Raw genomic sequence first — 25639 nt, forward strand, 5'->3', positions numbered from 1 at the left:
TCTCACTGCCATTTACGGTGATACGCGCCCAGCGTGGTTTGCGTGCCTTCAGACATCGACCCCAGCGTCTCCATCCATGCCGGCTGCGGGGCGTAGTGCTGCGGGTCCGCCATGCAGCGGTCGATGGCCTGACGCCAGACTTTCGCAACCTGGCTCACGTAGGCCGGGCTGCGCTGGCGACCTTCGATTTTCACCGAGGCAATATTGGCCGCCAGCAGTTCCGGCAGCAGCTCAAGCGTATTGAGGCTGGTGGGCTCTTCCAGCGCGTGGTAACGCTGGCCGTCGACCAGATAGCGCCCTTTACAGAGGGTTGGATAACCGGCGTTTTCGCCGTCCTGATAGCGGTCGATCAGCACCTCATTCAGACGAGACTCCAGCCCCTGCGGCGTTTGCTGCCAGCGAACAAAGCGGGCAGGGGAGCAGGCCCCGACGGTATTGGGTGATTCACCGGTTAAATAGGAGGAGAGATAACAACGGCCTTCAGCCATGATGCACAGGCTGCCAAAGGCAAAAACTTCCAGCGGCACTGGCGTGACGCGCGCGAGTTGCTTAACCTGATGAATAGAGAGTACGCGCGGCAGTACCACGCGGGCTACGTCAAAGTTTCGGTGATAAAAACGTACGGCCTCTTCGTTGGTGGCAGATGCCTGAACAGAGACGTGGCGCTCAATATGGGGATAGCGTTCTGCCGCATACTCAAGCATGGCGAGGTCGGCCAGAATCAGCGCATCGGCACCCAGCTGTGCGGCCATATCCACCGCGCGCTGCCAGCGGGCGTAGCCGTCAGGATGGGCAAAGGTATTAATGGCAATGTGCAGTTTGCGGCGGTGCTGGTGAACGAAGTTAACGGCTTCCTGAAGCTTTTTCTCCGTAAAGTTGAGGCCAGCAAAATGGCGGGCGTTAGTATCATCTTTCAGCCCGATATAGACCGCATCGGCCCCATTTTCGATGGCCGCCTTAAGCGCCGGAAGGTTTCCGGCAGGGCAGAGCAGCTCCATAATTTATCCTGATGTAGTCGATCGCAAAAATGTTAACGAGCTGGGATTTTAATTAACCCATACGCGACAATTTTTGATTTAAGGCAGCTAATGGCGTATTGATGGCACCAATAATGAGCGTCACCGGACGACGGTTTGTTGATTTACGCCGCTATGTTATGTGCCGGATATGGCAAAATAGCGGGACTATAGCTATCAGGGAGTAAAGCTCGTGCTGGATAAACTGCGTTCACGTCTCGTACAATTTGGTCCATCAATGCTGAGCGTGCCGGTAAAACTGGCGCCGTTCGCGCTTAAACGTCAGGTGCTGGAGCAGGTCCTGAGCTGGCAGTTCCGTCAGGCGTTGCAGGATGGCGAGCTGGAGTTCCTGGAAGGACGCTGGTTAAGCATCGACGTGCGTGACATCGGGCTGCGCTGGTTTACCTCGGTTGAGAATGACCAGCTGATCGTACGCGAATCCGCTGACGCGGACGTGAGCTTCAGCGCCAACGCCAGCGATCTGCTGATGATTGCCGCGCGTAAGCAGGATCCGGATACGCTCTTCTTCCAGCGCCGTCTGGTGATTGAAGGCGATACGGAGCTGGGCCTGTACGTGAAAAATTTAATGGATGCCATTGAGCTGGAGCAGATGCCGAAAGCGCTGCGCGTGATGTTAATGCAAATGGCAGATTTCGTTGAGGCCGGGCTGACAACCCCGCCGGACAGTAAACACACTTCAGTAGGTGAGCCATGCTGATTCGAGTCGAAATTGGGATTGATGCGCCGGGGATTGATGCGTTGCTGCGACGTTCTTTTGAGAGCGATGCCGAAGCCCAACTGGTCCACGATCTCCGCGAAGACGGCCTGATTACGCTGGGGCTGGTTGCCACCGATGACGAAGGTCAGGTGGTGGGCTATGTGGCCTTCAGTCCGGTCAGCGTTCAGGGCGAAGAGCTCCAGTGGGTAGGAATGGCACCGCTGGCGGTGGATGAAAGCTATCGCGGGCAGGGGCTGGCGCGCCAGCTGGTCTATGAAGGGCTGGATTCACTGAATGAGTTCGGTTACGCGGCCGTTGTCACGCTGGGCGATCCCGCGTTTTATGGCCGTTTAGGCTTTGAACAGGCCGCGCATTACGATCTTCACTGCCGCTGGCCGGGCACCGAATCCGCCTTCCAGGTTCATCGTCTGGCGGACGACGCGCTCAACGGCGTGCATGGCCTGGTAGAGTACCACGACCATTTTAATCGCTTTTAAGCAGGCTCTCGCGTAGCGCCTCAAAAGAGCCGTCTCCGGTCACGAGGCGCTCTTTCTGGCGCTTCGTCAGCTGTTTAATGCGGTATTCCAGCCTCAGCGCCAGAGAACGATCGCCCACGGCGGCTGAAAATGCCAGCTGCAATTCCCCTTTCCCCCGCAGCGCCTTTGCGCCTTTCCCCGTTTGATGTTGTAAAAAACGCCGTGCCACATCGGTGGTGATCCCGGTGTAGAGGGCATTATCAGCGGTTCGGACAAGATAGAGAAACCAGCACACGGTAAACAGATTCAGTATGTTAAGGTGAACGCACCATAGCATGAGAGAGAGCGAAAATGGAAACACTGGCCGCCATTAACCGCTGGCTGGCGAAGCAGCATGTCGTCACCTGGTGCGTTTACCACGAGGGAGAAATGTGGTGCGCAAACGCGTTTTACTACTACGATCCTGAGCGCGTCGCGTTTTACGTCATGAGCGAAGACAAAACGCGTCATGCGCAGATGACCGGCCAGCAGGCAAAAGTCGCGGGCACGGTGAATGGCCAGCCTAAAACGGTCGCGCTGATACGTGGGGTGCAGTTTAAAGGGGAAATCCGTCGTCTGGATGGAGAAGAGAGCGACGCGCGTCGTAAGCACTACACGCGCCGCTTTCCGGTTGCCGCTGCGCTAAAAGCCCCGGTGTGGGAAATCCGCCTTGATGAGCTGAAATTTACCGACAACACCCTGGGCTTTGGCAAGAAGCTGCACTGGTTACGCGCCGAGCAGGCGTAGCGCTTCGCGGTTAAACGCCGGGAGATCGTCCGGGGTCCGGCTGGTGATCAGCTGGTCTTTGTCGTTGACCACCTCCTGATCGTAAAACTCGGCCCCCGCGTTTTTCAGATCGATAACGATCGGTTTCACCGCCGTGAGCTTACGCCCGCGGACAACCTCCGCGCTGATGAGCAGCTGCGGGCCGTGACAGATGGCAAAGACCGGTTTGCCGGTAGAGACAAAATCCCGGGTAAAGGTCACGAAGCGCTCGTCCCCGCGCAGGGTGTCCGGCGAGTGGCCGCCGGGTAACAGCAGGGCGTCAAAATCGGAAGGGCTAACGTTATCGATAGTCTCGTCGATGGTCACGCTGGCCTCGCCCTTATGGCCTTTCACCGTTTTGCCCGCTTCTTTCTCAATGGTGATCACTTCATGTCCCGCCTTGCGGAACGCCTCTGCAGGAGAGGTAAATTCTGAATCTTCAAACTCGTCGGTAATCAAGACTGCGATTTTCTTGCCCATGCTTCCTCCGTTGTTTTGGCTTCAGACTGATTTTTCTCCGCTTGTGGTAAATACTTACCTGTAACAGACTTCTAAGTGTGGTCGACCACGCCGAGTTCGCAAACGGACAATTCTGTAAAGGGGAGAAGATGAGCCAGGTACTGATAACAGGCGCAACCGGGCTGGTGGGCGGACATTTGCTGCGCCTGCTGATTCAGGATCGTCGCGTGAATTACATCGCCGCCCCGACGCGACGACCGCTCGCCGACGTCTCCGGTGTCTTTAACCCCCACGACCCACAGCTGACTGACGCGCTGGCGCAAGTGCAGGATCCGATTGAGATCGCCTTTTGTTGTCTTGGCACGACCCGGCGCGAGGCGGGCAGTAAGGAGGCGTTTGTGCATGCGGACTACACGCTGGTGATTGATACGGCGCTCACCGCCAAAAGGCTGGGGGCCAAACATTTCCTGGTGGTCAGCTCGCTGGGGGCCAGCGCCGGATCGCCCTTTTTCTACAACAAGGTGAAGGGCAAAATGGAAGAGGCGCTGATTGCCCAGAAATGGGAGTACCTGACGATTGTTCGTCCCTCCATGCTGCTGGGACACCGGGACGAACGGCGTTTTAATGAGTCAATCTTCGCACCGCTGTTCCGCATTCTTCCCGGAAACTGGAAATCAATTGAAGCGAGGGATGTGGCGCGCGCGATGCTGAAAGAGGCGTTATCTCCTTCGAAAGAAGGGGTGAACATTATCCCTTCGGCAAAACTGCGTGAAATCGCGCAGGGCGAGGCGTAAACTCCCCCGGCTAATTACCTAATACTCTCCGGGGAATGCTATGACTGGTCAGTCTTCATCTCAGGCGGCAACACCTGTTCAATGGTGGAAGCCCGCACTCTTCTTTCTCGTGGTCCTTGTTGGCCTCTGGTATGTGAAATGGCAGCCGTACTACGGTAAAGCCTTCACCGCCGCCGAAACGCACAGCATCGGAAAATCTATTCTCGCGCAGGCTGATGCCAGCCCGCTGCGGGCGGCGTGGGATTACGCCATGGTCTATTTCCTTGCCGTCTGGAAAGCGGCCGTTTTAGGCGTCATTCTGGGCTCGCTGATACAGGTGCTGATCCCGCGTCACTGGTTGATCAAAACCCTGGGCCAGCCGCGCTTTCAGGGCACGCTGCTGGGGACGGTTTTCTCCCTGCCGGGCATGATGTGCTCCTGCTGTGCCGCACCGGTGGCCGCAGGGATGCGTCGCCAGCGCGTGTCGATGGGCGGCGCGCTGGCGTTCTGGATGGGCAACCCGCTGCTCAACCCGGCAACGCTGGTGTTTATGGGCTTTGTGCTGGGCTGGCATTTCGCGTTCATCCGTCTGGTGGCCGGGTTGCTGACCGTGCTGGTGGTGGCGACGCTGGTGCAAAAATGGGTGAAGGATACTGCCGTCGAGCCTGCGTCCGTTGAGCTGAACGTCAGCGAGCCGCAGGGTGGTTTTTTCGCACGCTGGGGCAAGGCGCTATGGCAGCTTTTCTGGAGCACTATTCCGGTCTATATCCTGGCGGTACTGGTTCTCGGGGCGGCGCGCGTCTGGCTGTTCCCGCATGCGGAGGGCGCTATCGACAACACGCTGATGTGGGTGATTGCGATGGCCGTTGCAGGCTGCCTGTTCGTTATCCCGACGGCCGCAGAAATTCCTATTGTACAGACCATGATGCTGGCTGGCATGGGTACCGCGCCAGCACTGGCGCTGCTCATTACCCTGCCTGCCATCAGCCTGCCGTCACTCATCATGCTGCGTAAGTCATTCCCGGCGAAAGCGCTGTGGCTCACCGCGGGACTGGTGGCGTTGAGTGGGGTGATAGTGGGGAGTCTGGCGCTGATGTAAAAAAGCCCGGTTGCGCTAGCGCTTACCGGGCGTGGAGTCGGGTGTGGATTACTTAATGTAAGTAAACGCGGTGGTGACGTGTTTCACGCCGCTCACCCGGCTGGCGATATCGGCCGCCGCTTTCCCTTCACGGTCGGTCACCAGACCCAGCAGGAACACTTCACCGTTTTCCGTCGTCACTTTCACGTTGGAAGATTTGACCTGATCCGAGCCCAACAACTGGGAACGCACTTTGGTGGTGATCCAGGTATCGGATGAGGCCTCACCCAGACCAATGGGTTTGCCCTGGCGCACTTCGTTAAAGACTTCAGTGGTTCCTTCAACACCCATCGCAATTTGTTTGGCGCGAGAGGCGAGCTCCATATTCGGCGCCTGGCCTGCCAGCAGCACTTTGCCCTGATAAGCCGTCACGTTGATACGCGCTTCTTTCTTGATTTGTTCATCTTTCGACAGCGCACTGTTAACGCGCAGCTCCAGCGTACCGTCATCCACCTGCGTACCCACCGTACGTGGATCGGTTGCCGCTTTGGTGCCGACTGCGGCGGTACCCACAACGGCCGCAGCGATACATCCCTGAAGCAGTAATGCAGACATAAGGACTGCGAGGGTCGATAAAGCCTTCATAAGAACTCCTTAATCATCCTGGTGAGGGAAAAGCGTGTTATCGATCAAATCACATAAGCAGTTCACCGTGAGCATATGCATCTCCTGAATGCGTGCGCTCCGGTGAGACGGAATGCGGATTTCCACATCCTGCGGCCCCAGCAGACCCGCCAGCTCACCCCCGTCATAGCCGGTTAAGGCCACAATGGTCATGTCGCGGGTGACGGCGGCTTCAACGGCTTTAACAATATCCCGGCTATTGCCGCGCGTGGAAATGGCCAGCAGCACATCTCCGGCATGACCCAGAGCGCGCACCTGCTTTGCGTAAATTTCGTCATGCAGACGATCGTTAGCAATCGCTGTTAAGACCACATTATCGGTATTAAGTGCAATGGCAGGTAAACTGGGGCGTTCTGTTTCAAAACGATTGATCATGCTGGCAGCAAAATGCTGTGCGTTGGCGGCGGAAGTCCCATTGCCACAACAGAGGATTTTGTTGCCGTTAAGCAGGGATTGCACCAGCGTCATCGCGGCACGAGAGATAGCATCCGGAAGGGCTTCCGCCGCGGCAATCTGAGTCTGGATGCTTTCTGTGAAGCACACTTTAATTCTTTCGAGCACGTTATCCCTTTTAAATCTTAATTATGCGTCTTCGCCAAAAGCGTTTTTAAGCCATTCGATCTCATTTCCGGTGAAGGCTATCACATCGAACCGGCAATCCACAGTATCAAAACTCCCATTATGGCGGGCAAGCCACAAGTGGGCAGTCTGTAATAATTTATGTTGTTTGGCGAGCGTCACGCTGGCGGCAGCACCGCCAAAACGGGAGGACTGTCGAAAGCGGACTTCGACAAACACAATCACCTGACCCTCTTTCATGATCAGATCGATTTCGCCGCCACGTCCGCGAACGTTAGCGGCGATAAAGCGCAGTCCTTTGCCTTCAAGCCAGCGACGGGCCTTTAATTCCCATGCGTCGCCGGTCTCTTTACGGCTTAACTGGCCGGGACGATTTGCCCCTGCTGGTATTTGAGCCATGATAACTTCCTGTTGATCACGCAGTCCTGAGTCGCGGTCAGATCGCCGGTGTTGCCGTTAAGCTCAAAGCCCGGTACCTGACGCATCTGGGTAAAGTGGTTCGCCAGCGCCCAGGCATCGACACCCATCGCATACAGACGCGCCAGCGAGTAGTCGTTACGCACCGCGCCCAGCGCCTGCTGCATCAGCGCCGGGTTGCTGCCAGCCAGCATCGGGATTTCGCTGTACTGCAGACCGTCCATCTCCAGGCGGAAATCCGGACCTGCGGTGCCCTGCGCGCTGCGGGAGCTGGCATAGAGCGTTGCGCCACTCTGGCTGCCGTTACGCATCGCGATCATCGGTTTGATAAAGGCGATCTCCTGTGGCGTGGCAACGATATAGGCTGCATCCACTTTACCGCTGCCGCTAATCTGCGCGTCAGTTGGTGGGGCAGGGATCGTCAGACCGCCAATGGTCACCCCCTGCTGCTGCGGCAGGCTCGCGGTGACCGGGCTACCGTTAAGCGCAATGCCTGCTCCGCCGTTTACGCCCGCGCGCAGTTCAGAGACGGAACCGAATTTCTGCTGCAGCACCACGCCGCCACCCAGCTTCTGCCACTCATCGGCAAAGGCATTGGCCACGCGATCGCCCAGCGTGCTGCGTGGGATGAGCAGCAGTGGAGCCTGTTTGCCCTGCTCGTGAATATGACGCGCCGCGTCGCGGGCTTCATCTTCCGGTGAGAGAGCGAAGTAGCAAATATTGGCCCGGTTCTGCACCTGCTCAGGCTGGTTGAGCGCCAGCACGTTCAGCGTGGTGTTGCTCTTCATCAGCTCTTCCACGTTATTTTTCAGCAGCGGGCCGACAACGATGCTGGCACCGTCCTGTTGAACCTGCGCCAGAACCTGATCAAGCGGTTGCGAGCTGGTGTCATAGATTTTCAGCTCAGCGCCAGGGTTAGCGCTGGCGGTTGCCACGGCCTGCGGCTGAGCGGCAGGTTGAGCAGTGGGCTGAGTGGTGGGCTGAGTGGTCTGCGCCTGCGGCTGTTCCGCTGTCGCGGGCGCCGTGGTCGGCGCGGCTTGTGTCTCTGCCGGCGCCTGATCCGGCGTGGCTGGCTCTGGCGTCGCGGCTGGAGGCGTCGTCGGGGCCGTCACCGGGTTTTGCATCGTGCCCTGCGCCGGGGTTTGCGCTGTGGTCAGGTCGCTGGTCTCTGCGGCGGAAGGGCTGACAACGTCGCTCACGTTCGCCGCCTGTGCCGCCTGGGCGGGCACCGCGCTGCCGGTCACGGGTGTGGTACCGTTCTTCGCCGCTTCAAAGCCCTGCTGAATGGTGCGGCCAAATACCGCCGCCTGGCCGTTTAACGGCAGAAGCAGGGCGATTTTGCTGGTGGAGGCAGGCTTAAAGTTCTGCACGTTAACCAACTGAGTGGGCAGCATTTTCGCGCCCGGGTTCTGCGGGTAGCGGGTCTGCCAGTCGGTAATACCGGCTTTCAGCATTTTTGGATCGCTGCGGTTGTTAAACCACATCTGCTGCAGATCCAGCCAGCCCTGTAGCACGTTTTCATCCGCGTTGATGACCAGCGCCTGAGCCTGTTCCTGGGTCATCGAGGCAAGCGCCTGCCAGGTGGCATCGATATTTTTCTGCTTATCCGCACCGCCAAGCAGCGGCTCCTGGGCAATCAGCGCACGCAGCAGCGTCAGGGAAGTGCGTCCCTGTTCAGCGGTAATGCCCGTCTGCCAGAAACGGGCCTGCTGATTTTTATCCAGCGCGCTCACGTCGATGTCGCCGAGGACCTTCTTCGCGGCGGCGTAATCTTTCAGTGCGACTTTCAGCTCGGCGGAGAGCAGGCTCTGCTCACGGCGCTGGGTGTCGTTAAGATCGTTCGGCAACTGGTTGAACAGCTCGGCGGCCTGCTGGGTTTTCCCCTCTTTCAGCAGTGCACGAATGGCGAGTAATTGCCAGTTGATCCTGGTATCATTTGAACTCTGCGACATTTGTTGCAGATAAAAGCCAGAATCAGCCTGAGCAGACCCCTGAAGATGGGCTGTGCTCTGGTCAGGTGCCTGAGTGCCACAGCCTGCAAAGATCAGGGCTGCCAGCAGAAGCGGCACGCTGCGCGTGGCTTTTTTTCGAAGAAACGTTAACGGTACCATACTGTATCCAGTGATTTTTTACGCAATGCTCAATATTAAAACGGCAATACGGACGAAACAATGAAACAACACGAAACGGCAGATAATTCTCAAGGCCAGCTTTATATTGTACCTACTCCTATCGGGAATTTATCTGATATTACCCAACGTGCGCTGACCGTATTGCAAACTGTTGATTTAATTGCCGCTGAAGATACCCGACACACCGGTTTACTGCTTCAACATTTCGCGATTAACGCCCGTTTGTTTGCCCTGCACGATCACAATGAGCAACAAAAAGCCGAAACGCTGGTGGCGAAGCTGAAGGAGGGGCAGAACATTGCCCTCGTCTCCGACGCCGGTACGCCGCTGATTAACGACCCTGGCTATCACCTGGTGCGTACCTGTCGTGAAGCCGGTATTCGCGTTGTGCCGCTGCCGGGGCCGTGCGCTGCCATTGCGGCGCTGAGCGCCGCGGGTCTGCCGTCCGACCGTTTCTGCTATGAGGGCTTCCTGCCTGCCAAATCCAAAGGCCGTCGTGACGTGCTGAAGGATCTGGAAGCGGAACCGCGTACCCTGATTTTCTACGAATCCACGCATCGTCTGCTGGAGAGCCTGGAAGACATGGTGACCGTCTGGGGCGAAGGTCGCTACGTGGTGCTGGCGCGCGAGCTGACCAAAACATGGGAGACCATTCACGGCGCGCCGGTGGGCGAACTGCTGGCGTGGGTGAAGGAAGACGAGAACCGCCGCAAGGGTGAGATGGTGCTGATTGTCGAAGGGCATAAAGCGCAGGAGGATGCGCTCCCTGCCGACGCGTTGCGCACGCTGGCGCTGCTGCAGGCAGAACTGCCGCTGAAGAAAGCGGCGGCACTGGCGGCGGAGATCCACGGCGTGAAAAAGAATGCGCTCTATAAGTATGCGCTGGAGCAGCAGGGGGAGTAAGCCAGATGAGCCGCTATCAGCCTCCTTTTACTATCACACCATCGATTCTCAATCAGGTTGTTGAGATTGGTGAGCTATTAGGGCATTGGGCGGCACATTCAGGAAGAACCTCTCCGCTACTGCGTAAAGAGAACCGAATCCGCACAATTCAGGCTTCTCTGGCCATTGAGCATAACTCTCTGACGACCGGGCAAGTGACGGCAATCATGGAGGGTAAGCGCGTGCTGGCACCTGAAAAAGATATTCAGGAAGTGCGTAACGCGATTCTTGCTTATGAGAAATTGCCCGAATGGAAGCCCTGGAAGCTTAAAGACTTACTCAGCGCACATCGGTTATTAATGACTGGTCTGGTCGATCATCCTGGGAAGCTCAGGAATGGGGGTGTTGGGGTATACCGTGGGAACCAGTTAGTCCACATGGCTCCGCCAGCCTCGCAGATGAACCGCCTTATTGGCGATCTGCTTGCCTGGCTTAAGCAAACCGATCTTCACCCGCTGATTGCCAGCTCGGTATTTCATTACGAGTTTGAATTCATCCACCCTTTTTCAGATGGAAATGGCCGCATGGGGCGGCTGTGGCAAACGTTGATCTTAAGCCAGTGGCGTGCAGAACTTGCATGGTTGCCCGTTGAGACTCTCATTCACTTCCAGCAAACGCGCTATTACCAGATTCTGGGACAATGCGATCGGACCAGTGATTGCACGGCATTCGTGGAGTTTATGCTGCAAAATATGGCCGAAGCTTTGCGGGAAGGCATAGGCGCTTCTTCCGTAATGTCGGAAAAAATGTCGGAAGAATTGTCGGAAAAGGAAAATGCTATCCTTGAGCTTCTTGCCGTTCAACCGCAGCTTTCCGCGGCGATGTTAGCATCCATGTTTGGCGTCACTTCGCGCACAGTGGAACGATACCTCCACGCTTTGCAAACGAAGGGGAAATTAAAACGCCTGGGGGCAAGGAAAGGGGGAAGCTGGCAGGTCATGCGCTGACCTGCGTCGTAAGCTATACCGTAATGACCTCCGTACCCGCTTTGCTCAGCAGTTCTTTATCGTGCTTTCCGATCCCTTCATCCGTAATGACGCAGTCAATCTTCTCCATCGGCAGCACCTGGTTAAACCCGCGGCGATTAAACTTGCTGGCATCCAGGACGGCAATCACCTTATGTGCGGCCGCGGCCATCACGCTGCTGATCGAGTAGCCTTCATTGAAAGTGGTGATGCCGTTTGTCGCATCAATACCGTCAGCCCCAACAAACATCAAATCCGCGCTGATACCTGCAAGCGAACGCTCTGCAATGGTGCCATGCATCGAATGCGTTTTATGGCGCACCGTACCGCCACAGACCACCAACGTAATATCTTTATTTTCCGAAAGGGCAAACGCGGCGGGCAGGCTGTTGGTGATGACAGTGATATTGCTTTTTTTAGTCAGTGCTTCGGCGATGAGCATCGTGGTGCTCCCGCTGTCCAGGATGATCGTCATCCCTTCTTCAATCATGGCCACCGCTGCCTGCGCGATACGCTTTTTCGGATCGCTTGCCAGTTGATAGCGGTCTTCCAGAACGACTTCCTGATTTTCGCTTTCCGACAGGTTACTGCCGGGTCTGGCGGCTCCGCCATGAAAGCGGGTGACCAGCCCCTTTTCTTCCAGCAGGCGCAGATCGGTTCGAATGGTCACTTCCGAAATACCAAACCTATTCGAAAGATCCTGCACCATCACGCTGCCCTGAGCGTTGACGAGGTCAACGATTTTGTTCCTTCGCTCAAATGAGTTCATATTGAATTGCCTGATAATTAACTGTCCCTATTCTAATCGAAGGTATGCGAAAGGTGTAAGGCAATATTCGAAAGTAAATGTGAGCCAGCTCTGGTTGCTGGCTCGAGGCATCAGGCGAAACGCAGCATAATTTTGCCCTGCATCGGTGCGCCGTTCAGAGCCTGCACGGCCTGAGCGAAGCTCTCACTGTCGCCGATATGGGCAATGAGTGGCTCCAGTTGCAGTTTTTTCCCCGTGAGCAGGCGGACCGCCGTTTCCCACTCTTCCCCAGGCCACGGTGCTGAGTAGTTCATCCAACTACCCAGAAGCGTCAGTTCCTTACGCAGGATCTTGCCGAAGGTTGCAACAGGTAAATTCAGGTCATGATGTAATGTACCGACCAGTGCAATCTGAGCGTGAGGACCGGCAATATCAATGGCAAGCGAGACAGTTTGTGGGGTTCCCGCAGTCTCCAGCACCAGTTGATCAAACCGGCTGTCCCTCAGCGCGTTGAGAATGTCATCGACGCTTAGGGCCCGGCTGTTAAACACCTGAGTTGCACCCAGCGAGGTCGCCAGGGCGAGCTTATCGTCGTTGATATCAATTGCAGTTACGCTCTTTGCCCCCAGCGCCAGCGCGCACTGCATTGCCAACAGACCAATCGTCCCGGCACCGACGATAACGACATTTTTACCTTTGCATCCTGAAGCCAGGTGGAACGCGTGCAGTCCTACGGTGACAGGCTCGATAAATGCCCCGTCTTCGATCGCCATCTCTGCTGGCAGACGGAACAGGTTCGCGCGCTTCACGACAATATATTCCGCATTGCCGCCGTCTCTGCGTGAGCCGACAAACTGGTACTGTTTACACAGCGAGTAGTAGCCTTTTTCACACTCCGGACAGGAAAAACAGGGCAGGAGTGGAATGCAGGCCACTGCATCTCCTGCCTGGAGATCCTTTACATCTGCACCACAGGCTTCGACGTGTCCGCTAAATTCATGGCCCAGGGTGATCGGGTAGTAGTGCGCCCCTTTGGCAAAAATACGCGGAATGTCCGAGCCGCATAATCCTGAGCAAACAATGCGCACCAGAACATCATCCGCTGCCTGAATCTGAGGGACCGGGCGTTCTTCAACACGCACGCTGCCCTCAGCGTGAATTACCACTGATTTCATGATTCACTCCAGAAAAAGAAGGGGAGCACGGCTCCCCGGATATTAAGATACCGTCTGGCTTTGCGGGTTTTCGGCGTTTTTCTCCGCCGCCGTAAACGCCCGGGCACGTCGCCAGGTGAGCAGTACGCCAGTGAAGTAGATCGCGCCAATCACGATGAATCCCACCACGTTTTGCCAGGTAAAGAGCTGGATGAGCAGCCAGGTGACCGGCGAACCACCCTGATCCATGGATGCCACAAGCCCACCTGCTTTTAACGCACCAGCATTCTGTGCAAGCTGGGTGTGCAGACCGATGGTCTGTGTGGCGATCCAGAGTGTGATCCCCATGATGATGACGCCGGAGATGAGTGTGCGGAACAGATTACCCTGGTGAACCGCGACCGCCATTGCCACGAAGAAGCCGATAGTCGCAAGGTCGCCGAAAGGCAGCACCTGGTTACCCGGTACCAGCACCGCAATTAGAATGGTTAACGGGATGAAAATGAGACTGGCGGAGACCACTGACGTATGGCCCAGCAGTAGCGCGGGATCAAGACCAATTAAGAACTCCTGACCACCAAATTTGGCCTGCAGGCGTTTGCGGGCGTGTTTAGCAATCGGCGTCAGGCCGTCCATAATCGGCTTGATGACACGCGGCATCAGCAGCATCACTGCGGCGGTTTTCACCGCCAGTTGCAGAACGGATTTTGCGTCGTAGCCTGCCAGTATGCCGATGACCAGCCCCATGACAAAACCGACGGTGACGGGCTCGCCAAACGGACCAAAGCGTTTCTGCACATCGTCGGCGCTAAAGTGGATCTGCTTCAGACCTGGAATGTGGTTGATAATCGTATCGACCAGCACCGCGACAGGACCGAGATACGCCGACGAGCCGTGAGGAATGGCAATTCCCTCCAGACCGAAGAAGTCTCGCGTATCTTTGGCAAACCAGTCTCCCTGCTTGTAGACAAAGGCCGCGTGAACCACCACACCAAGGATCCCCAGCCAGTAAGAGCCAGTAGCCAGGTGCAGCATTGCGCCGGTGAAGGTCATGTGCCAGATGTTCCAGATATCCACGTTCACTACGCGGGTCATACGAGTGACCAGCATGATGACATTGACCCCAATAGCTACCGGGATCGCCACCAGTGCGATTTGGGAGGCCCAGGTCATGGGAGAAGAACCTGGCCAGCCGATGTCCACCACGTGCAGGTTAATCTGGAATTGTTCCGCCATCGCTTTGGCTGCCGGGCCAATGGAGTCGAGCATAAGGCCAATGACCAACCCAATTCCCACGAAGCCGATGCCGATATGCAGGCCGGACTTGAAGCAATCGCCCAGTTTCATCCCCAGCAGTTTCGAGAAGATAATGATGACAATCGGCAGCATGACGGTGGGACCGAGGTCGAGGATATACCGCATGATTTCGGTAAACATGATCTTACCCCTCGAGGATAGTGAGGATTTTTTGTTGCAGGGCTTCGATACCGACGCCCGATACAAACGGCATCCCATGAACCACCGGAATGTCACCAAACGATCTGTCGACTTTTGCCGTGGTGCAGATCAGGTCTGCACCGTCCATATAGGTTTCAATTTCGGTCACCCGACACTGAACCAGATCCAGCGTTATGTGGTGGGCTTCACACAGTTCTTTGATCTCTTCAGCCGCCATGGTTGAGGTGGCTACAGCACCACCACAGGCAACAATAACTTTACGTTTCATAGGGTACTCCTTTTTATTATCAGTATGTTATGAAGCCTGTGCACAGGAGGCAGGCTCAAGGATAGTCTCCCGGAATTGCTCGGCCAGGCGATCGGCTGGCGTGGCCAGCAACATGTCCAGCGTGTCCGGGTTTTGTAGCTCGCTGAAAAGACGGCGCAGCAGTTTTATTTGCGCCGCAGGGTTTTCAACAATTAACGCGATGATGAGTGAAACCGCGACCTCTCCATCATCATCCGCCTGCTGAAAATTCACCGGCTTGTCCGGGCGAATCAGGTAAATCGCAGGACTTTTGGCGTGTACCGCTTCACAATGCGGGATCGCAACTGCATGGCGTTCGAGGGTAATGCCGGTGGGGTAGTTGAGCTCCCTTTCCAGCAGTGCGGCCGGGTAAGTGGCATGCACAACACCTTTCGCCAGCATCTCCTCGCCAATGTGTGCCAGCGCAAGCTGGCTGTTTTCAAACTCAATTCCGGTACGGACAAAAATGTGACTCATAGACTCTCCGGGCATCAGACGAATTCAGGGGTACAGCCAAATCGATAGGCGCGTAATACATCCTGTATTTTGTCGATGATGAGATTTTGCGGTGTTGCAACGATCTCATTCATCGACAAACGTTCGAACTGAACGGGCATAAACTGGCTGATCAGCCCCAGTGGCAGTGCGGTGTTACTCAGGTTGGCGAGTAATTTCTCCACACCCTGACGGATACGCGGATGCGGCCAGTAGTAGCGAATGCGGTCTGAGAGGCTGAAATGAATATCCACCATCGCCTGACTCCAGGTCGGGCGGTAGTACTTCTGCCAGTAGTCCGGCTCGTTCAGCATCACTTCGTCGATTACCTCCAGCACGTGGCTGCGCTGCTCAGGGCAGATAAGTTCTTTCTCCATTTGCGCAAGGGCAAAGATGGCTTCACGCAGGGCAAAGGTGAGCGCAGGGCCAACTTTCAGGATCGCGAAGTGATCGCGTACCAGAGCACGATAAGCCTGTCGGGTCTGGTAGTCGGTCGAATGCGCCTCGTAGACCATCGGTGTCTGGCGGATCCAGCCGGACAGTGCCTCTGCCGCGTGGGGCTGGTAGTGAATAATTTGGGTATGATCGAACTCCACGCCCGGTTGCACCACGATAGCAATCACGCGCGTCATGGCGTCGTCCAGTCCCAGTTCGCTAAAGGCTATGCGATGGGTGTCCAGCGTCTGTGCCGCATCTTCGACACGGGTAACATGCACGCTGTTAATCGTGCTGGCTTCTCCGCCTGGTACGGGAACTTCAGTACCAATGACGTAGGTTAAAGCTGCTTTTTGTTGCTCAGTGGCCGTCTCTTCTGCTGCTTTGCACAACCGTGCAGCGCGCTGTGCTACCACCACTGGCGCTAGCGGAATGGGGTCGTCGGCGCAGGACATGGATGCATCCAGATGGATCTTGGTAAATCCGGCAGCCACATAGGCTTTTATCAGCTCAACGGATTTTTCCATCGCGGCTTCCGCCGGTTCGTTTTGCCAGCAGTTAGGCCCCAGGTGATCCCCACCAAGAATCAGGCGTTCGCGTGGAAAGCCAACCTCCCTGGCGATGTTCAGCACAAAATCGCGAAAATCAGCAGGTTCCATCCCGGTATAGCCACCAAACTGATTCACCTGATTTGAGGTGGCTTCAATCAGCACTTTATTGGCGGTGTTCACATCAAATCGCAGTGCAGCTTCGATGACCAGCGGGTGTGCTGAACAGACAGAACAAATACCGAGATGCTCTCCCGCCTTATGGCGGGCAATAATATCTTTCACGTTTCCTCCGGGTCAGGACTTTAGAGTTTTCCTTCACAACCACAATCGGTAATCACCTTGCGTACGACCTCTTGCATGGCACTTTTGGCAGGTACCATGTAATGACGCGGATCGCTGGCATCGGGATGTGAAGCGAGATAGGTTTTCAGCGCATTTGAGAAGGCGATTTTGAGTTCTGTGGCAACATTAACTTTGCAGATCCCGAGGCTGATTGCCTTACGGATATCTTCTGTCGACAATCCTGAGGCACCGTGCAGTACCAGCGGGATATCAACCTGACTGCGGATCTCTGCCAGGCGCTCGAAATCGAGTTTTGGCGTGGCTTTGTACAGGCCGTGCGCAGTGCCGATGGCAACAGCCAGCGAGTCGATACCCGTGAGTACAACAAACTCATGCGCCTGTTGTGGATTGGTGTAAAGCGCATCTTTGCTGTCGACGACCAGGTCATCTTCCTGACCCCCCAAACGCCCAAGTTCGGCCTCCACGCTAACGTCGTAGCGGTGGCAGTAGTCCGTTACTCTCTTCACCAGCGCCACGTTTTCAGTGAACGGATGATGAGAGCCGTCGATCATTGCAGAGCGGATCCCGCTCTGTACTTTCAGCGCGATATCGTCGAAATCTTCGTGATGATCGAGGTGGATCGCCAGTGGCTGGTTGTACGTTTTGGCCAGATCGCTGGCGATGGCGACCACGCTCCCGGTTCCGGCATAGCTAAACGTCCCGGGCGTACCCGCGACGATCAGGGGAGAGCGCATCTCAGAGGCCGTTTCGACGACCACCTGCAGCGTTTCGAGATTATGAATATTGAATGCCGGAACCGCGTAACCTTCACGCTGTGCCTTTATCAGCATCGCTTTCGACGAGATGATGTACATCTTTCCTCCGAAACCTTTCGTTTTGAGTATGCGAAAGACAATATATGGTTTCGGAATGTTTTTTTGTGATTGGTATCTTAAAAACGAAAGAACCGAAATGAAAGGTAAGAATGCGAAAGGATCGAAAGCAAAAAAAAGCATGGCCGAAACCATGCTAAAGGAGGTTTACAGTAAACTCACGTCACAGGCGCCGGGTTAAACACCGCCAGCTGGTTATGCAGCCCCCATTGATCAGAGAAGGTTTTCTTCCGCCCGCTCGCCACGTCCAGAATGAAGTGGAACAGTTTCCAGCCCACCTCTTCAATGCTCTCTTCCCCGGTGGCGATGGTGCCCGCGTTGATATCCATTAAGTCATACCAGCGGTTTGCCAGCTCGGTGCGCGTCGCCATTTTTATTACCGGCACCGCCATCAGGCCGTACGGCGTACCGCGCCCGGTGGTGAAGACCTGCACCGTAATGCCGGAAGCAACCTGCTGGGTACCACAGACGAAATCACTGGCGGGCGTTGCCGCGTAGATCAGGCCGCGCTTCGTCGGGCGCTGGCCGGGAGAAAGCACTTCCGCAATCGCGCTCTGACCGGATTTGGCGATCGAGCCAAGGGCTTTTTCCACCACGTTTGCCAGACCGCCTTTTTTGTTGCCGGGAGAGGGGTTAGCGCTGCGGTCGGTTTTGCCCATATCCAGATAGTTATCGTACCAGGCCATCTCCTCAAGCAGGCGTTTGCCCACCTCTTCATTGACGGCGCGCGGCGTAAGCAGATGGATGGCGTCACGGACTTCGGTCACCTCGGAGAACATCACCGTGGCACCGCAGCGAACAAGCAGATCGGACGCATAGCCCACCGCCGGGTTGGCCGTCACGCCGGAGAATGCATCGCTGCCGCCGCACTGGGTGCCCACCACCAGTTCCGATGCCGGGCATGTTTCGCGCTGGCGTTGGTTAAGTTTGTCCAGATGGCGCTCTGCGACCTGCAGAATGTCGTCAACCATTGAGCGGAAACCGACGTGGCGTTCGTCCTGCAGGCGCACAATGCTGGCCTCATCGGCCGGGATGGCTTTGACATCTTCCGTGCCCTGCAGCAGGCGCTCAGGCTGGAGCTTTTCACATCCCAGGCCGATCACCATCACCTCGCCGCCAAAGTTCGGGTTCAGGGCGATATTGTGAATGGTGCGGATGGGCACGACGGCTGCCGGGGCGTTAATCGCCACGCCGCAGCCGTAAAGGTGGTTCAGGCCGACCACGCCGTCCACGTTCGGGTATTTCGGCAGCAGATCGCGTTCAATAATTTTCACCACGTAATCCACTACGCCCGCCACGCAGTGTACGCTGGTGGTAATGCCGAGCAGGTTTTTGGTGCCGACGCTGCCGTCCGTATTGCGATAGCCTTCGAAGGTATAGCCTTCCAGCGGGGGAAGCGGCTCCGGCACGCGGGTTGCCAGGGGCAGCGTATTCAGCGGCGGGGCTTCCGGTAGCTCAACCAGCGACTCCTCAACCCAGCTACCCCTGGCAATGAAGCGCACGGCATAGCCGATGACTTCACCGTAACGCACGATTTCGCTGTTAGCAGGAATATCCACCAGGGCGACTTTATGCCCCTGCGGAATATGCTCAATCAGTTCCAGTCCGTCCGGGAAGCGGGTTCCTGCTTTTAAGCCATTGTCGTTGACAATAATCGCCACATTATCGGTGTCGTGCACTTTTATATAGAACGCCGTCGGCGATGCGTGTCGAATTTCAATGTCGGCCATTGTTCACTATTCTCCGGCAAAGTGTCTGATAATAAATTCAGCCAGTTTTCTAATGGTAGAAATTAATACGCGGCTTTCAGAAATAAAGCATGTCAGCAGATGGCATATGAAAATGTGATCCCGATCGCTTGCGAACCAGTAATGCCTGATTCTGTGCATCAGCGCCCAGTGCTTTGTGCATATGCTCAAAATATTATCAAAATGCAACGCAATGCTTGAGCATTAAAACAATGTGTGGACATGAATAGCGTCTTATACTGAATGACGATTTTATTACGCCAAACCAGGTCAGAATAATAAATATCATCCTGTCGCTGCGTCTGAATAAATAAAATGATATTGAACAAGGCTGCGGAATTAAAAAGGTAAACGCGATGAATAACGATATCTTCCCGAATAAGTTTAAAGCGGCCCTCGCGGCGCACCAGATTCAGATTGGCTGCTGGTCCGCGCTGGCAAATCCCATCAGCACGGAAGTGCTGGGATTGGCCGGGTTCGACTGGCTGGTGCTGGACGGCGAACATGCGCCGAATGATATCAGCACCTTTATTCCGCAACTGATGGCGCTGAAAGGCAGCCCGAGTGCCCCCGTAGTGCGCGTACCCACCAATGAGCCGGTGATCGTTAAGCGTCTGCTGGATATTGGTTTCTACAATTTCCTGATCCCGTTTGTGGAAACGGCAGAGCAGGCAGCACTGGCCGTGGCCTCCACACGCTATCCGCCGGAAGGGATCCGCGGCGTCTCCGTTTCGCACCGCGCCAACATGTTTGGCACCGTCCCGGACTACTTCGTGCAGTCCAACAGCAACATCACCATCCTGGTCCAGATCGAGAGCCAGCAGGGTGTTGATAACGTCGATGCGATTGCCGCCACCCACGGCGTGGACGGTGTCTTCGTCGGCCCAGGCGATCTGGCGGCCGCGCTCGGACACCTGGGCAATGCCGGTCACCCGGACGTACAGCGTGCCATACAGCACATCTTTGCCCGCGCCAGCGCGCACGGCAAACCGAGCGGCATTCTGGCACCGGTTGAGGCGGATGCCCGCCGCTATCTGGAGTGGGGAGCCACGTTTGTTGCCGTCGGCAGCGACCTCGGCGTATTCCGCTCGGCCACGCAGAAATTAGCGGACGCTTTTAAAAAATAACCATCATTGAGGAAAAGACTATGACGCTGAAAGTGGGTTTTATTGGCCTGGGGATCATGGGTAAACCAATGAGTAAGAACCTCATCAAAGCAGGTTACTCACTGGTGGTATCCGATCACAATCCGCAGGCCGTGGCTGAGCTTATGGCGGCTGGCGCAGAAACGGCCACCACCGCCAAAGCCATTGCTGAGCAGTGCGATGTCATCATCACCATGCTGCCAAACTCACCGCATGTCAAAGAGGTCGCGCTGGGTGAGAACGGAATTATCGACGGTGCGAAGCCGGGCCTGGTGCTGATCGATATGAGCTCTATCGCGCCGCTGGCAAGCCGTGAAATCAGCGAGGCGTTAAAAGCAAAGGGTGTTGATATGCTGGACGCGCCGGTCAGCGGCGGTGAACCAAAAGCGATCGACGGGACGCTGTCGGTCATGGTCGGCGGTGAGAAAGCCGTTTTCGACAAATACTACGATCTGATGAAAGCGATGGCGGGCTCCGTGGTGCATACGGGGGACATCGGGGCGGGTAATGTGACCAAGCTGGCAAACCAGGTGATTGTGGCGCTGAACATTGCCGCTATGTCGGAAGCGCTGACGCTGGCAACCAAAGCGGGCGTCAACCCGGACCTGGTCTATCAGGCTATTCGCGGTGGGCTGGCGGGCAGTACCGTGCTGGATGCCAAAGCGCCGATGGTGATGGACCGAAATTTCAAACCTGGCTTCCGTATCGATCTGCACATTAAAGACCTGGCCAACGCGCTGGATACTTCTCACGGCGTGGGAGCCCAGTTGCCGTTGACGGCGGCGGTCATGGAGATGATGCAGGCGCTGCGCGCGGATGGCCTGGGCACGGCCGATCACAGCGCGCTCGCGTGCTATTACGAAAAGCTGGCGAAGGTGGAAGTCGCCCGTTAATCGCCTCTTGCCCACACCTGAGGGTGACAGCGGCGCGCAAACCCTCTATACTGCGCGCCGAAGCTGACCAGACAGTCGCCGCTTCGTCGTCGTCCCCTTCGGGGGAGACGGGCGGAGGGGAGGAAAGTCCGGGCTCCATAGGGCAGGGTGCCAGGTAACGCCTGGGGGGGAAACCCACGACCAGTGCAACAGAGAGCAAACCGCCGATGGCCCGCGCAAGCGGGATCAGGTAAGGGTGAAAGGGTGCGGTAAGAGCGCACCGCGCGGCTGGTAACAGTCCGTGGCACGGTAAACTCCACCCGGAGCAAGGCCAAATAGGGGTTCACATGGTACGGCCCGTACTGAACCCGGGTAGGCTGCTTGAGCCAGTGAGCGATTGCTGGCCTAGATGAATGACTGTCCACGACAGAACCCGGCTTATCGGTCAGTTTCACTTCTTAGAAAACCCCGCTTCGGCGGGGTTTTTGCTTTCAGGGTGTGTAGGTAGGGTAAGCGCAGCGCCACCCGGCAACCGTACAAACGACATCAATTCTCATATTTGCGACATTAAGCACATTTCACTGTTTTTGCCCCGTCAGTATTCATCCCGCCTCTGTAGACGATCGTCATCACAAAATTTCACGCTAAAAAGTGGTCATTTTTTGGTATTGATAGTTTGTTATGATTGTTACCTTAATGATCTCGATTTTTTTCTCATATGATATAAACATATTGAAATTAAAAACATTCACTCCATGAATGTGTGACGTATTCCACTCTTTAATGCCAGTCTGCCCAATCACGCCTGAAAATTTTTAGAAATTAAAAGAATGTTTCAAAAGAGTAGTGGTTATTTATTGTCCTTTAATTGCCTGAAAGATCGTCTTTATTGTTTTTTTTAATGCAGGAAAATTTATCCGTGTTATCGCCATAAAATAAATTTATTACCCCGGTTTTTATTGATCAATATCAGCGTAATGGCGCGTTGTGATGTGGTTAAGCTGTTGATAATAAAGGTTTTTAATGGGTTTTGGTCCGGTCTGTATTGGGTGCGGAAAGGCAAATTGTGAGTAACAGCACATACCCCCTGAAACATTATTGAGTAGAATCCACCCCGTCATAGGGAAATAAGCGCAGAATATTATGAACACTATTATTCTACCGAAAACACAGCACCTCGTGGTATTTCAGGAAGTCATTAAAAGTGGCTCCATAGGTTCTGCAGCAAGACAGCTGGGGCTGACACAACCCGCCGTCAGCAAAATTATCAGCGATATTGAGTCCTACTTTGGCGTCGAAGTGATGGTGCGTAAAAACACCGGCGTAAAACTCACTGCCGCGGGCCAGGTTCTGCTCTCGTACTCAGAGTCGATCACCCGTGAGATGAAAAACATGGTGAGCGAAATCAACAGCCTGAGTTTCAGCACCGTCATGGACGTCTCCTTTGGCTATCCGTCGCTGATTGGTTTTACCTTCCTGTCTGAAATGATCAAAAAATTCAAGGAAGTGTTCCCGAAAGCGCGTGTCTCCATGTATGAAGCGCAGTTGTCATCTTTCCTGCCGGCCATTCGCGACGGTCGGCTGGATTTTGCCATCGGTACGCTGAGCGATGAAATGCTGCTGCAGGATCTGCACGTCGAGCCGCTGTTTGAATCTGAGTTTGTGCTGGTAGCCAGCAAATCACGAACGTGCACCGGCCCGACGACACTGGCATCACTCACCCACGAGCAGTGGGTGATGCCGCAAACCGACATGGGCTACTACAAAGAACTCCTGACCACCCTGCAAGACAACCACATCAGCATTGAAAATATCGTCCAGACCGATTCCGTCGTCACCATTTATAACCTTGTGTTGAATGCAGATTATCTGACGGTCATTCCCCGTGACATGATTGCCCCGTTCGGTTCCGATCAATTTATTGTCCTGCCAGTGGAAGATGAATTACCCGTGGCGCGTTATGCCGCCGTATGGTCAAAAAATTACAGAATAAAAAAATCGGCGTCAGTCTTAGTCGAACTGGCAAAACAATATGCGTCACTCACTGGCGAAAGACGACGATGATATATTAACGCCCTAATAAGCATTAAACCTTTTTAAAACACCCAGAGCTTATTTTAGCCGTGCTCTGATACCCTGACTTTGCCTGAAAAGAATGAATTATTATAACGAGGATATTATGCATATTACCTACGATCTCCCGGTAACGATTGAAGATATTCAGGATGCCAGAAAACGACTGGCAGGAAAAATATATAAAACCGGCATGCCGCGCTCAAATTACCTCAGCGAACGCTGTAAGGGCGAAATATTCCTGAAGTTTGAGAACATGCAGCGTACCGGTTCGTTTAAGATCCGCGGTGCGTTTAATAAATTAAGCTCGCTGACCGACGCTGAAAAACGCAAAGGCGTGGTTGCCTGTTCCGCGGGAAACCACGCGCAGGGGGTCTCTCTCTCCTGTGCCATGCTGGGCATTGACGGCAAAGTGGTGATGCCGATGGGCGCGCCGAAATCTAAAGTGGCCGCGACGCGCGACTACTCGGCGGAGGTCGTGCTGCACGGGGAGAACTTCAATGACACCATCGCCAAAGTCAGCGAAATCGTCGAGATGGAAGGGCGTATTTTTATCCCGCCTTACGATGACGCCAAAGTAATCGCCGGACAGGGCACCATCGGGCTGGAAATTCTCGAAGACTTGTACGATGTGGATAACGTCATTGTGCCAATCGGCGGTGGCGGCTTAATTGCCGGGATCGCGACGGCGATTAAATCCATCAACCCCACCATCAATATTATCGGCGTGCAGTCAGAAAATGTTCACGGGATGGCGGCATCGTATCAGGCCGGAGAAATTATGAATCATCGCGTCACCGGTACATTAGCAGACGGTTGCGATGTCTCTCGCCCGGGTAAATTAACGTTCGAAATTGTTCGTGAATTGGTCGATGACATCGTACTGGTCAGTGAAGAGAACATTCGCGACAGCATGATTGCACTTATTCAGCGAAATAAAGTGGTGACCGAAGGTGCCGGCGCGCTGGCCTGTGCCGCGTTATTAAGCGGCAAGCTTGACCACTATATTCAGGGTCGTAAAACCGTCTGCATTATTTCCGGCGGCAATATTGACCTCTCCCGTGTTTCCCAAATTACCGGCTTCGTTGACGCATAAAGGTGACCTATGAGCAACACAGAAAGCATTATCGTTGGCCAGACAAAAACGTCCTCCTGGCGTAAGTCTGATACCACCTGGACGCTTGGCCTGTTCGGAACCGCCATTGGCGCAGGCGTGCTGTTCTTCCCCATTCGCGCAGGTTTTGGTGGCTTGATCCCTATCCTGCTGATGCTGCTTCTCGCCTTCCCGATCGCGTTTTACTGCCACCGTGCGCTGGCGCGTCTGTGCCTGTCCGGCAGCAACGTCTCCGGCAACATCACCGAAACGGTGGAAGAGCATTTTGGTAAAACCGGTGGGGTGGTCATTACCTTCCTCTACTTCTTCGCTATTTGCCCGCTGCTGTGGATTTACGGCGTCACCATTACCAACACCTTTATGACCTTCTGGGAAAACCAGCTCCAGCTGCCTGCGCTGAACCGCGGCGTGGTGGCGCTGTTCCTGCTGCTGCTGATGGCCTTTGTAATCTGGTTCGGCAAAGACCTGATGGTGAAGGTGATGAGCTTCCTGGTGTTCCCGTTTATCGCCAGTCTGGTGCTGATTTCCCTGTCGCTGATCCCTTACTGGAACTCGGCGGTTATCGACCAGGTCAACCTGAGCGATATCGCCTTCACCGGCCATGACGGCATTCTGGTCACGGTGTGGCTGGGCATTTCCATTATGGTCTTCTCCTTTAACTTCTCGCCGATTGTCTCCTCGTTTGTGGTCTCCAAGCGTGAAGAGTACGAGCCGGCGTACGGAAAAGAATTTACCGAGCAGAAATGTTCCAAAATCATCGGTCGCGCCAGCCTGCTGATGGTTGCCGTGGTGATGTTCTTCGCCTTTAGCTGCCTGTTTACGCTCTCTCCGCAGAACATGGCGGATGCCAAAGCGCAGAACATTCCGGTGCTCTCATACCTGGCGAACCACTTTGCCTCGATGTCGGGAACCAAATCGACCTTCGCGACGGTACTGGAATACGGGGCTTCCATCATCGCGCTGGTCGCTATCTTCAAATCCTTCTTTGGTCACTACCTGGGCACGCTGGAAGGGCTGAACGGTCTGATCCTGAAGTTCGGTTATAAGGGCGACAAGAAGAAGGTCTCTGTGGGCAAGCTGAACACCATCAGCATGGTGTTCATCATGGGATCCACCTGGGTTGTTGCATACGCCAACCCGAACATTCTTGACCTTATCGAAGCGATGGGGGCGCCGATCATCGCCTCTCTGCTGTGCCTGCTGCCGATGTATGCCATCCGCAAAGCGCCAGCCATGGCGAAGTTTAAAGGCAGACCGGAGAACATCTTCGTCACGGTTGTGGGCCTGCTGACCATTCTGAATATCGTTTACAAACTGTTCTAACCAAAGCTCAGGAAGAGCG

At 55.2% G+C, this 25639-nt stretch carries 27 protein-coding genes and 1 other RNA gene; 13 read left to right on the top strand and 15 right to left on the bottom strand.

What is annotated here, in order from left to right; all coding sequences use genetic code 11:
- Positions 1 to 2: 2 nt before the first annotated feature.
- A complete protein-coding gene (gene ubiU, locus GM298_RS07875) occupies positions 3 to 998 on the bottom strand; it encodes a ubiquinone anaerobic biosynthesis protein UbiU (RefSeq protein ID WP_025756722.1) in 996 nt (331 codons plus the stop codon).
- A gap of 211 nt (positions 999 to 1209) precedes the next feature.
- On the opposite strand from ubiU, the gene ubiT reads away from it, so the two are divergent.
- Positions 1210 to 1734: a ubiquinone anaerobic biosynthesis accessory factor UbiT gene (ubiT, locus tag GM298_RS07880; RefSeq protein WP_025756723.1), complete on the top strand. Its 525-nt coding sequence runs from the start codon at positions 1210 to 1212 to the stop codon at positions 1732 to 1734.
- Positions 1728 to 2231, top strand: coding sequence for a GNAT family N-acetyltransferase (locus GM298_RS07885; RefSeq protein WP_266153891.1), 504 nt, complete (start codon positions 1728 to 1730; stop codon positions 2229 to 2231). The genes ubiT and GM298_RS07885 overlap by 7 nt, the downstream gene beginning before the upstream one ends.
- Here the strand turns inward: GM298_RS07885 and GM298_RS07890 are convergent.
- On the bottom strand, positions 2218 to 2547 hold the full coding sequence (locus tag GM298_RS07890; protein ID WP_120262308.1) for a GIY-YIG nuclease family protein: 330 nt from the start codon (positions 2545 to 2547) through the stop codon (positions 2218 to 2220). The genes GM298_RS07885 and GM298_RS07890 overlap by 14 nt on opposite strands.
- Positions 2548 to 2561: 14 nt before the next feature.
- Here GM298_RS07890 and GM298_RS07895 point away from each other — a divergent pair, with 14 nt between their 5' ends.
- Positions 2562 to 2996 (top strand): YhbP family protein, encoded by a 435-nt coding sequence (locus GM298_RS07895; RefSeq protein ID WP_025756726.1) that lies wholly within the window; start codon positions 2562 to 2564, stop codon positions 2994 to 2996.
- Here GM298_RS07895 and GM298_RS07900 read toward each other — a convergent pair.
- Positions 2976 to 3494 carry a type 1 glutamine amidotransferase domain-containing protein gene (locus GM298_RS07900; RefSeq protein ID WP_025756727.1) on the bottom strand — a complete coding sequence of 173 codons (519 nt, stop codon included), beginning with the start codon at positions 3492 to 3494 and terminating at the stop codon, positions 2976 to 2978. The genes GM298_RS07895 and GM298_RS07900 overlap by 21 nt on opposite strands.
- A gap of 128 nt (positions 3495 to 3622) precedes the next feature.
- Here GM298_RS07900 and GM298_RS07905 point away from each other — a divergent pair, with 128 nt between their 5' ends.
- Together GM298_RS07905 and GM298_RS07910 are read left to right on the top strand one after the other, a co-directional pair.
- Positions 3623 to 4267, top strand: a complete 645-nt coding sequence (locus GM298_RS07905; RefSeq protein WP_045284765.1) for an NAD(P)H-binding protein — start codon at positions 3623 to 3625, stop codon at positions 4265 to 4267.
- A gap of 40 nt (positions 4268 to 4307) precedes the next feature.
- A complete protein-coding gene (locus GM298_RS07910; protein WP_266153893.1) occupies positions 4308 to 5345 on the top strand; it encodes a permease in 1038 nt (345 codons plus the stop codon).
- A 48-nt stretch (positions 5346 to 5393) separates the two neighbouring features.
- Here the strand turns inward: GM298_RS07910 and dolP are convergent, their stop codons facing one another.
- From dolP to GM298_RS07930, 4 genes are read right to left on the bottom strand one after another with little or no spacing between them, the layout of a single operon-like run.
- Positions 5394 to 5969 (bottom strand): division/outer membrane stress-associated lipid-binding lipoprotein, encoded by a 576-nt coding sequence (gene dolP, locus GM298_RS07915; protein ID WP_025756730.1) that lies wholly within the window; start codon positions 5967 to 5969, stop codon positions 5394 to 5396.
- Between the two features lie 9 nt (positions 5970 to 5978).
- Positions 5979 to 6569: a DnaA initiator-associating protein DiaA gene (gene diaA, locus GM298_RS07920; protein WP_003861754.1), complete on the bottom strand. Its 591-nt coding sequence runs from the start codon at positions 6567 to 6569 to the stop codon at positions 5979 to 5981.
- A gap of 21 nt (positions 6570 to 6590) precedes the next feature.
- Positions 6591 to 6986, bottom strand: a complete 396-nt coding sequence (locus GM298_RS07925; RefSeq protein ID WP_025756731.1) for a YraN family protein — start codon at positions 6984 to 6986, stop codon at positions 6591 to 6593.
- Positions 6944 to 9115, bottom strand: coding sequence for a penicillin-binding protein activator (locus GM298_RS07930; protein ID WP_266153896.1), 2172 nt, complete (start codon positions 9113 to 9115; stop codon positions 6944 to 6946). Before GM298_RS07930 ends, GM298_RS07925 begins: the two co-directional genes overlap by 43 nt.
- A 60-nt stretch (positions 9116 to 9175) precedes the next feature.
- Between GM298_RS07930 and rsmI the strand changes: the two genes are divergently transcribed.
- Together rsmI and GM298_RS07940 are read left to right on the top strand one after the other, a co-directional pair.
- Complete coding sequence (gene rsmI / locus GM298_RS07935) at positions 9176 to 10039, top strand: 16S rRNA (cytidine(1402)-2'-O)-methyltransferase (protein WP_045284768.1); 864 nt, start codon at positions 9176 to 9178, stop codon at positions 10037 to 10039.
- 5 nt (positions 10040 to 10044) lie between these two features.
- A complete protein-coding gene (locus GM298_RS07940; RefSeq protein WP_095450606.1) occupies positions 10045 to 11025 on the top strand; it encodes a Fic family protein in 981 nt (326 codons plus the stop codon).
- A 13-nt stretch (positions 11026 to 11038) separates the two neighbouring features.
- Here the strand turns inward: GM298_RS07940 and GM298_RS07945 are convergent, their stop codons facing one another.
- The 8 genes from GM298_RS07945 to garD form a co-directional block, all read right to left on the bottom strand.
- A complete protein-coding gene (locus GM298_RS07945) occupies positions 11039 to 11812 on the bottom strand; it encodes a DeoR/GlpR family DNA-binding transcription regulator (RefSeq protein WP_262747587.1) in 774 nt (257 codons plus the stop codon).
- Positions 11813 to 11922: 110 nt separating this feature from the next.
- The gene (gene gatD, locus GM298_RS07950) at positions 11923 to 12966 is read right to left on the bottom strand and encodes a galactitol-1-phosphate 5-dehydrogenase (RefSeq protein WP_266153900.1); all 1044 of its coding nucleotides are present in this window, start codon (positions 12964 to 12966) and stop codon (positions 11923 to 11925) included.
- Positions 12967 to 13008: 42 nt separating this feature from the next.
- Complete coding sequence (locus GM298_RS07955) at positions 13009 to 14382, bottom strand: PTS galactitol transporter subunit IIC (RefSeq protein ID WP_266153901.1); 1374 nt, start codon at positions 14380 to 14382, stop codon at positions 13009 to 13011.
- A gap of 4 nt (positions 14383 to 14386) precedes the next feature.
- On the bottom strand, positions 14387 to 14671 hold the full coding sequence (gatB, locus tag GM298_RS07960; RefSeq protein WP_025756738.1) for a PTS galactitol transporter subunit IIB: 285 nt from the start codon (positions 14669 to 14671) through the stop codon (positions 14387 to 14389).
- Positions 14672 to 14698: 27 nt separating this feature from the next.
- Positions 14699 to 15166, bottom strand: coding sequence for a PTS galactitol transporter subunit IIA (gene gatA / locus GM298_RS07965; protein ID WP_025756739.1), 468 nt, complete (start codon positions 15164 to 15166; stop codon positions 14699 to 14701).
- Between the two features lie 14 nt (positions 15167 to 15180).
- Positions 15181 to 16452 (bottom strand): tagatose-bisphosphate aldolase subunit GatZ, encoded by a 1272-nt coding sequence (gene gatZ / locus GM298_RS07970; RefSeq protein WP_045284772.1) that lies wholly within the window; start codon positions 16450 to 16452, stop codon positions 15181 to 15183.
- A 20-nt stretch (positions 16453 to 16472) separates the two neighbouring features.
- Entirely contained in the window at positions 16473 to 17327 is an 855-nt protein-coding gene (locus GM298_RS07975) for a tagatose bisphosphate family class II aldolase (RefSeq protein WP_266153902.1), read from the bottom strand.
- 176 nt (positions 17328 to 17503) lie between these two features.
- Entirely contained in the window at positions 17504 to 19075 is a 1572-nt protein-coding gene (gene garD / locus GM298_RS07980) for a galactarate dehydratase (protein WP_025756742.1), read from the bottom strand.
- Between the two features lie 374 nt (positions 19076 to 19449).
- On the opposite strand from garD, the gene garL reads away from it, so the two are divergent.
- From garL to tdcC, 6 genes are all read left to right on the top strand, one after another.
- Positions 19450 to 20220, top strand: a complete 771-nt coding sequence (gene garL / locus GM298_RS07985) for a 2-dehydro-3-deoxyglucarate aldolase (RefSeq protein ID WP_266153903.1) — start codon at positions 19450 to 19452, stop codon at positions 20218 to 20220.
- 20 nt (positions 20221 to 20240) lie between these two features.
- A complete protein-coding gene (gene garR, locus GM298_RS07990) occupies positions 20241 to 21131 on the top strand; it encodes a 2-hydroxy-3-oxopropionate reductase (protein WP_126801121.1) in 891 nt (296 codons plus the stop codon).
- 59 nt (positions 21132 to 21190) lie between these two features.
- Positions 21191 to 21567, top strand: an RNA gene (rnpB, locus tag GM298_RS07995) — RNase P RNA component class A.
- Positions 21568 to 22253: 686 nt separating this feature from the next.
- The gene (tdcA, locus tag GM298_RS08000; protein WP_014885345.1) at positions 22254 to 23174 is read left to right on the top strand and encodes a transcriptional regulator TdcA; all 921 of its coding nucleotides are present in this window, start codon (positions 22254 to 22256) and stop codon (positions 23172 to 23174) included.
- A 115-nt stretch (positions 23175 to 23289) separates the two neighbouring features.
- Positions 23290 to 24279, top strand: a complete 990-nt coding sequence (gene tdcB, locus GM298_RS08005; RefSeq protein ID WP_045286338.1) for a bifunctional threonine ammonia-lyase/L-serine ammonia-lyase TdcB — start codon at positions 23290 to 23292, stop codon at positions 24277 to 24279.
- A gap of 9 nt (positions 24280 to 24288) precedes the next feature.
- Positions 24289 to 25620, top strand: a complete 1332-nt coding sequence (gene tdcC, locus GM298_RS08010; RefSeq protein WP_045286337.1) for a threonine/serine transporter TdcC — start codon at positions 24289 to 24291, stop codon at positions 25618 to 25620.
- Positions 25621 to 25639: the final 19 nt, after the last annotated feature.

Origin of the sequence: Enterobacter sp. HSTU-ASh6, assembly GCF_026319105.1 — a bacterium.
Taxonomy (GTDB): Bacteria; Pseudomonadota; Gammaproteobacteria; order Enterobacterales; family Enterobacteriaceae; genus Enterobacter; species Enterobacter sichuanensis.

What these genes read in the sequence shown, in the direction of transcription:
- gatA (WP_025756739.1), bottom strand. Translation starts at nt 15,166, where the DNA reads ATGAGTCACATTTTTGTCCGTACCGGAATTGAGTTTGAAAACAGCCAG.
- GM298_RS07945 (WP_262747587.1), bottom strand. Translation starts at nt 11,812, where the DNA reads ATGAACTCATTTGAGCGAAGGAACAAAATCGTTGACCTCGTCAACGCT.
- GM298_RS07930 (WP_266153896.1), bottom strand. Translation starts at nt 9,115, where the DNA reads ATGGTACCGTTAACGTTTCTTCGAAAAAAAGCCACGCGCAGCGTGCCG.
- GM298_RS07940 (WP_095450606.1), top strand. Translation starts at nt 10,045, where the DNA reads ATGAGCCGCTATCAGCCTCCTTTTACTATCACACCATCGATTCTCAAT.
- garD (WP_025756742.1), bottom strand. Translation starts at nt 19,075, where the DNA reads ATGGCCGACATTGAAATTCGACACGCATCGCCGACGGCGTTCTATATA.
- GM298_RS07955 (WP_266153901.1), bottom strand. Translation starts at nt 14,382, where the DNA reads ATGTTTACCGAAATCATGCGGTATATCCTCGACCTCGGTCCCACCGTC.
- garL (WP_266153903.1), top strand. Translation starts at nt 19,450, where the DNA reads ATGAATAACGATATCTTCCCGAATAAGTTTAAAGCGGCCCTCGCGGCG.
- rsmI (WP_045284768.1), top strand. Translation starts at nt 9,176, where the DNA reads ATGAAACAACACGAAACGGCAGATAATTCTCAAGGCCAGCTTTATATT.
- ubiU (WP_025756722.1), bottom strand. Translation starts at nt 998, where the DNA reads ATGGAGCTGCTCTGCCCTGCCGGAAACCTTCCGGCGCTTAAGGCGGCC.
- GM298_RS07925 (WP_025756731.1), bottom strand. Translation starts at nt 6,986, where the DNA reads ATGGCTCAAATACCAGCAGGGGCAAATCGTCCCGGCCAGTTAAGCCGT.
- tdcA (WP_014885345.1), top strand. Translation starts at nt 22,254, where the DNA reads ATGAACACTATTATTCTACCGAAAACACAGCACCTCGTGGTATTTCAG.
- GM298_RS07975 (WP_266153902.1), bottom strand. Translation starts at nt 17,327, where the DNA reads ATGTACATCATCTCGTCGAAAGCGATGCTGATAAAGGCACAGCGTGAA.
- dolP (WP_025756730.1), bottom strand. Translation starts at nt 5,969, where the DNA reads ATGAAGGCTTTATCGACCCTCGCAGTCCTTATGTCTGCATTACTGCTT.
- GM298_RS07890 (WP_120262308.1), bottom strand. Translation starts at nt 2,547, where the DNA reads ATGCTATGGTGCGTTCACCTTAACATACTGAATCTGTTTACCGTGTGC.
- GM298_RS07910 (WP_266153893.1), top strand. Translation starts at nt 4,308, where the DNA reads ATGACTGGTCAGTCTTCATCTCAGGCGGCAACACCTGTTCAATGGTGG.
- tdcC (WP_045286337.1), top strand. Translation starts at nt 24,289, where the DNA reads ATGAGCAACACAGAAAGCATTATCGTTGGCCAGACAAAAACGTCCTCC.
- garR (WP_126801121.1), top strand. Translation starts at nt 20,241, where the DNA reads ATGACGCTGAAAGTGGGTTTTATTGGCCTGGGGATCATGGGTAAACCA.
- tdcB (WP_045286338.1), top strand. Translation starts at nt 23,290, where the DNA reads ATGCATATTACCTACGATCTCCCGGTAACGATTGAAGATATTCAGGAT.
- gatD (WP_266153900.1), bottom strand. Translation starts at nt 12,966, where the DNA reads ATGAAATCAGTGGTAATTCACGCTGAGGGCAGCGTGCGTGTTGAAGAA.
- GM298_RS07905 (WP_045284765.1), top strand. Translation starts at nt 3,623, where the DNA reads ATGAGCCAGGTACTGATAACAGGCGCAACCGGGCTGGTGGGCGGACAT.
- GM298_RS07885 (WP_266153891.1), top strand. Translation starts at nt 1,728, where the DNA reads ATGCTGATTCGAGTCGAAATTGGGATTGATGCGCCGGGGATTGATGCG.
- GM298_RS07900 (WP_025756727.1), bottom strand. Translation starts at nt 3,494, where the DNA reads ATGGGCAAGAAAATCGCAGTCTTGATTACCGACGAGTTTGAAGATTCA.
- gatB (WP_025756738.1), bottom strand. Translation starts at nt 14,671, where the DNA reads ATGAAACGTAAAGTTATTGTTGCCTGTGGTGGTGCTGTAGCCACCTCA.
- GM298_RS07895 (WP_025756726.1), top strand. Translation starts at nt 2,562, where the DNA reads ATGGAAACACTGGCCGCCATTAACCGCTGGCTGGCGAAGCAGCATGTC.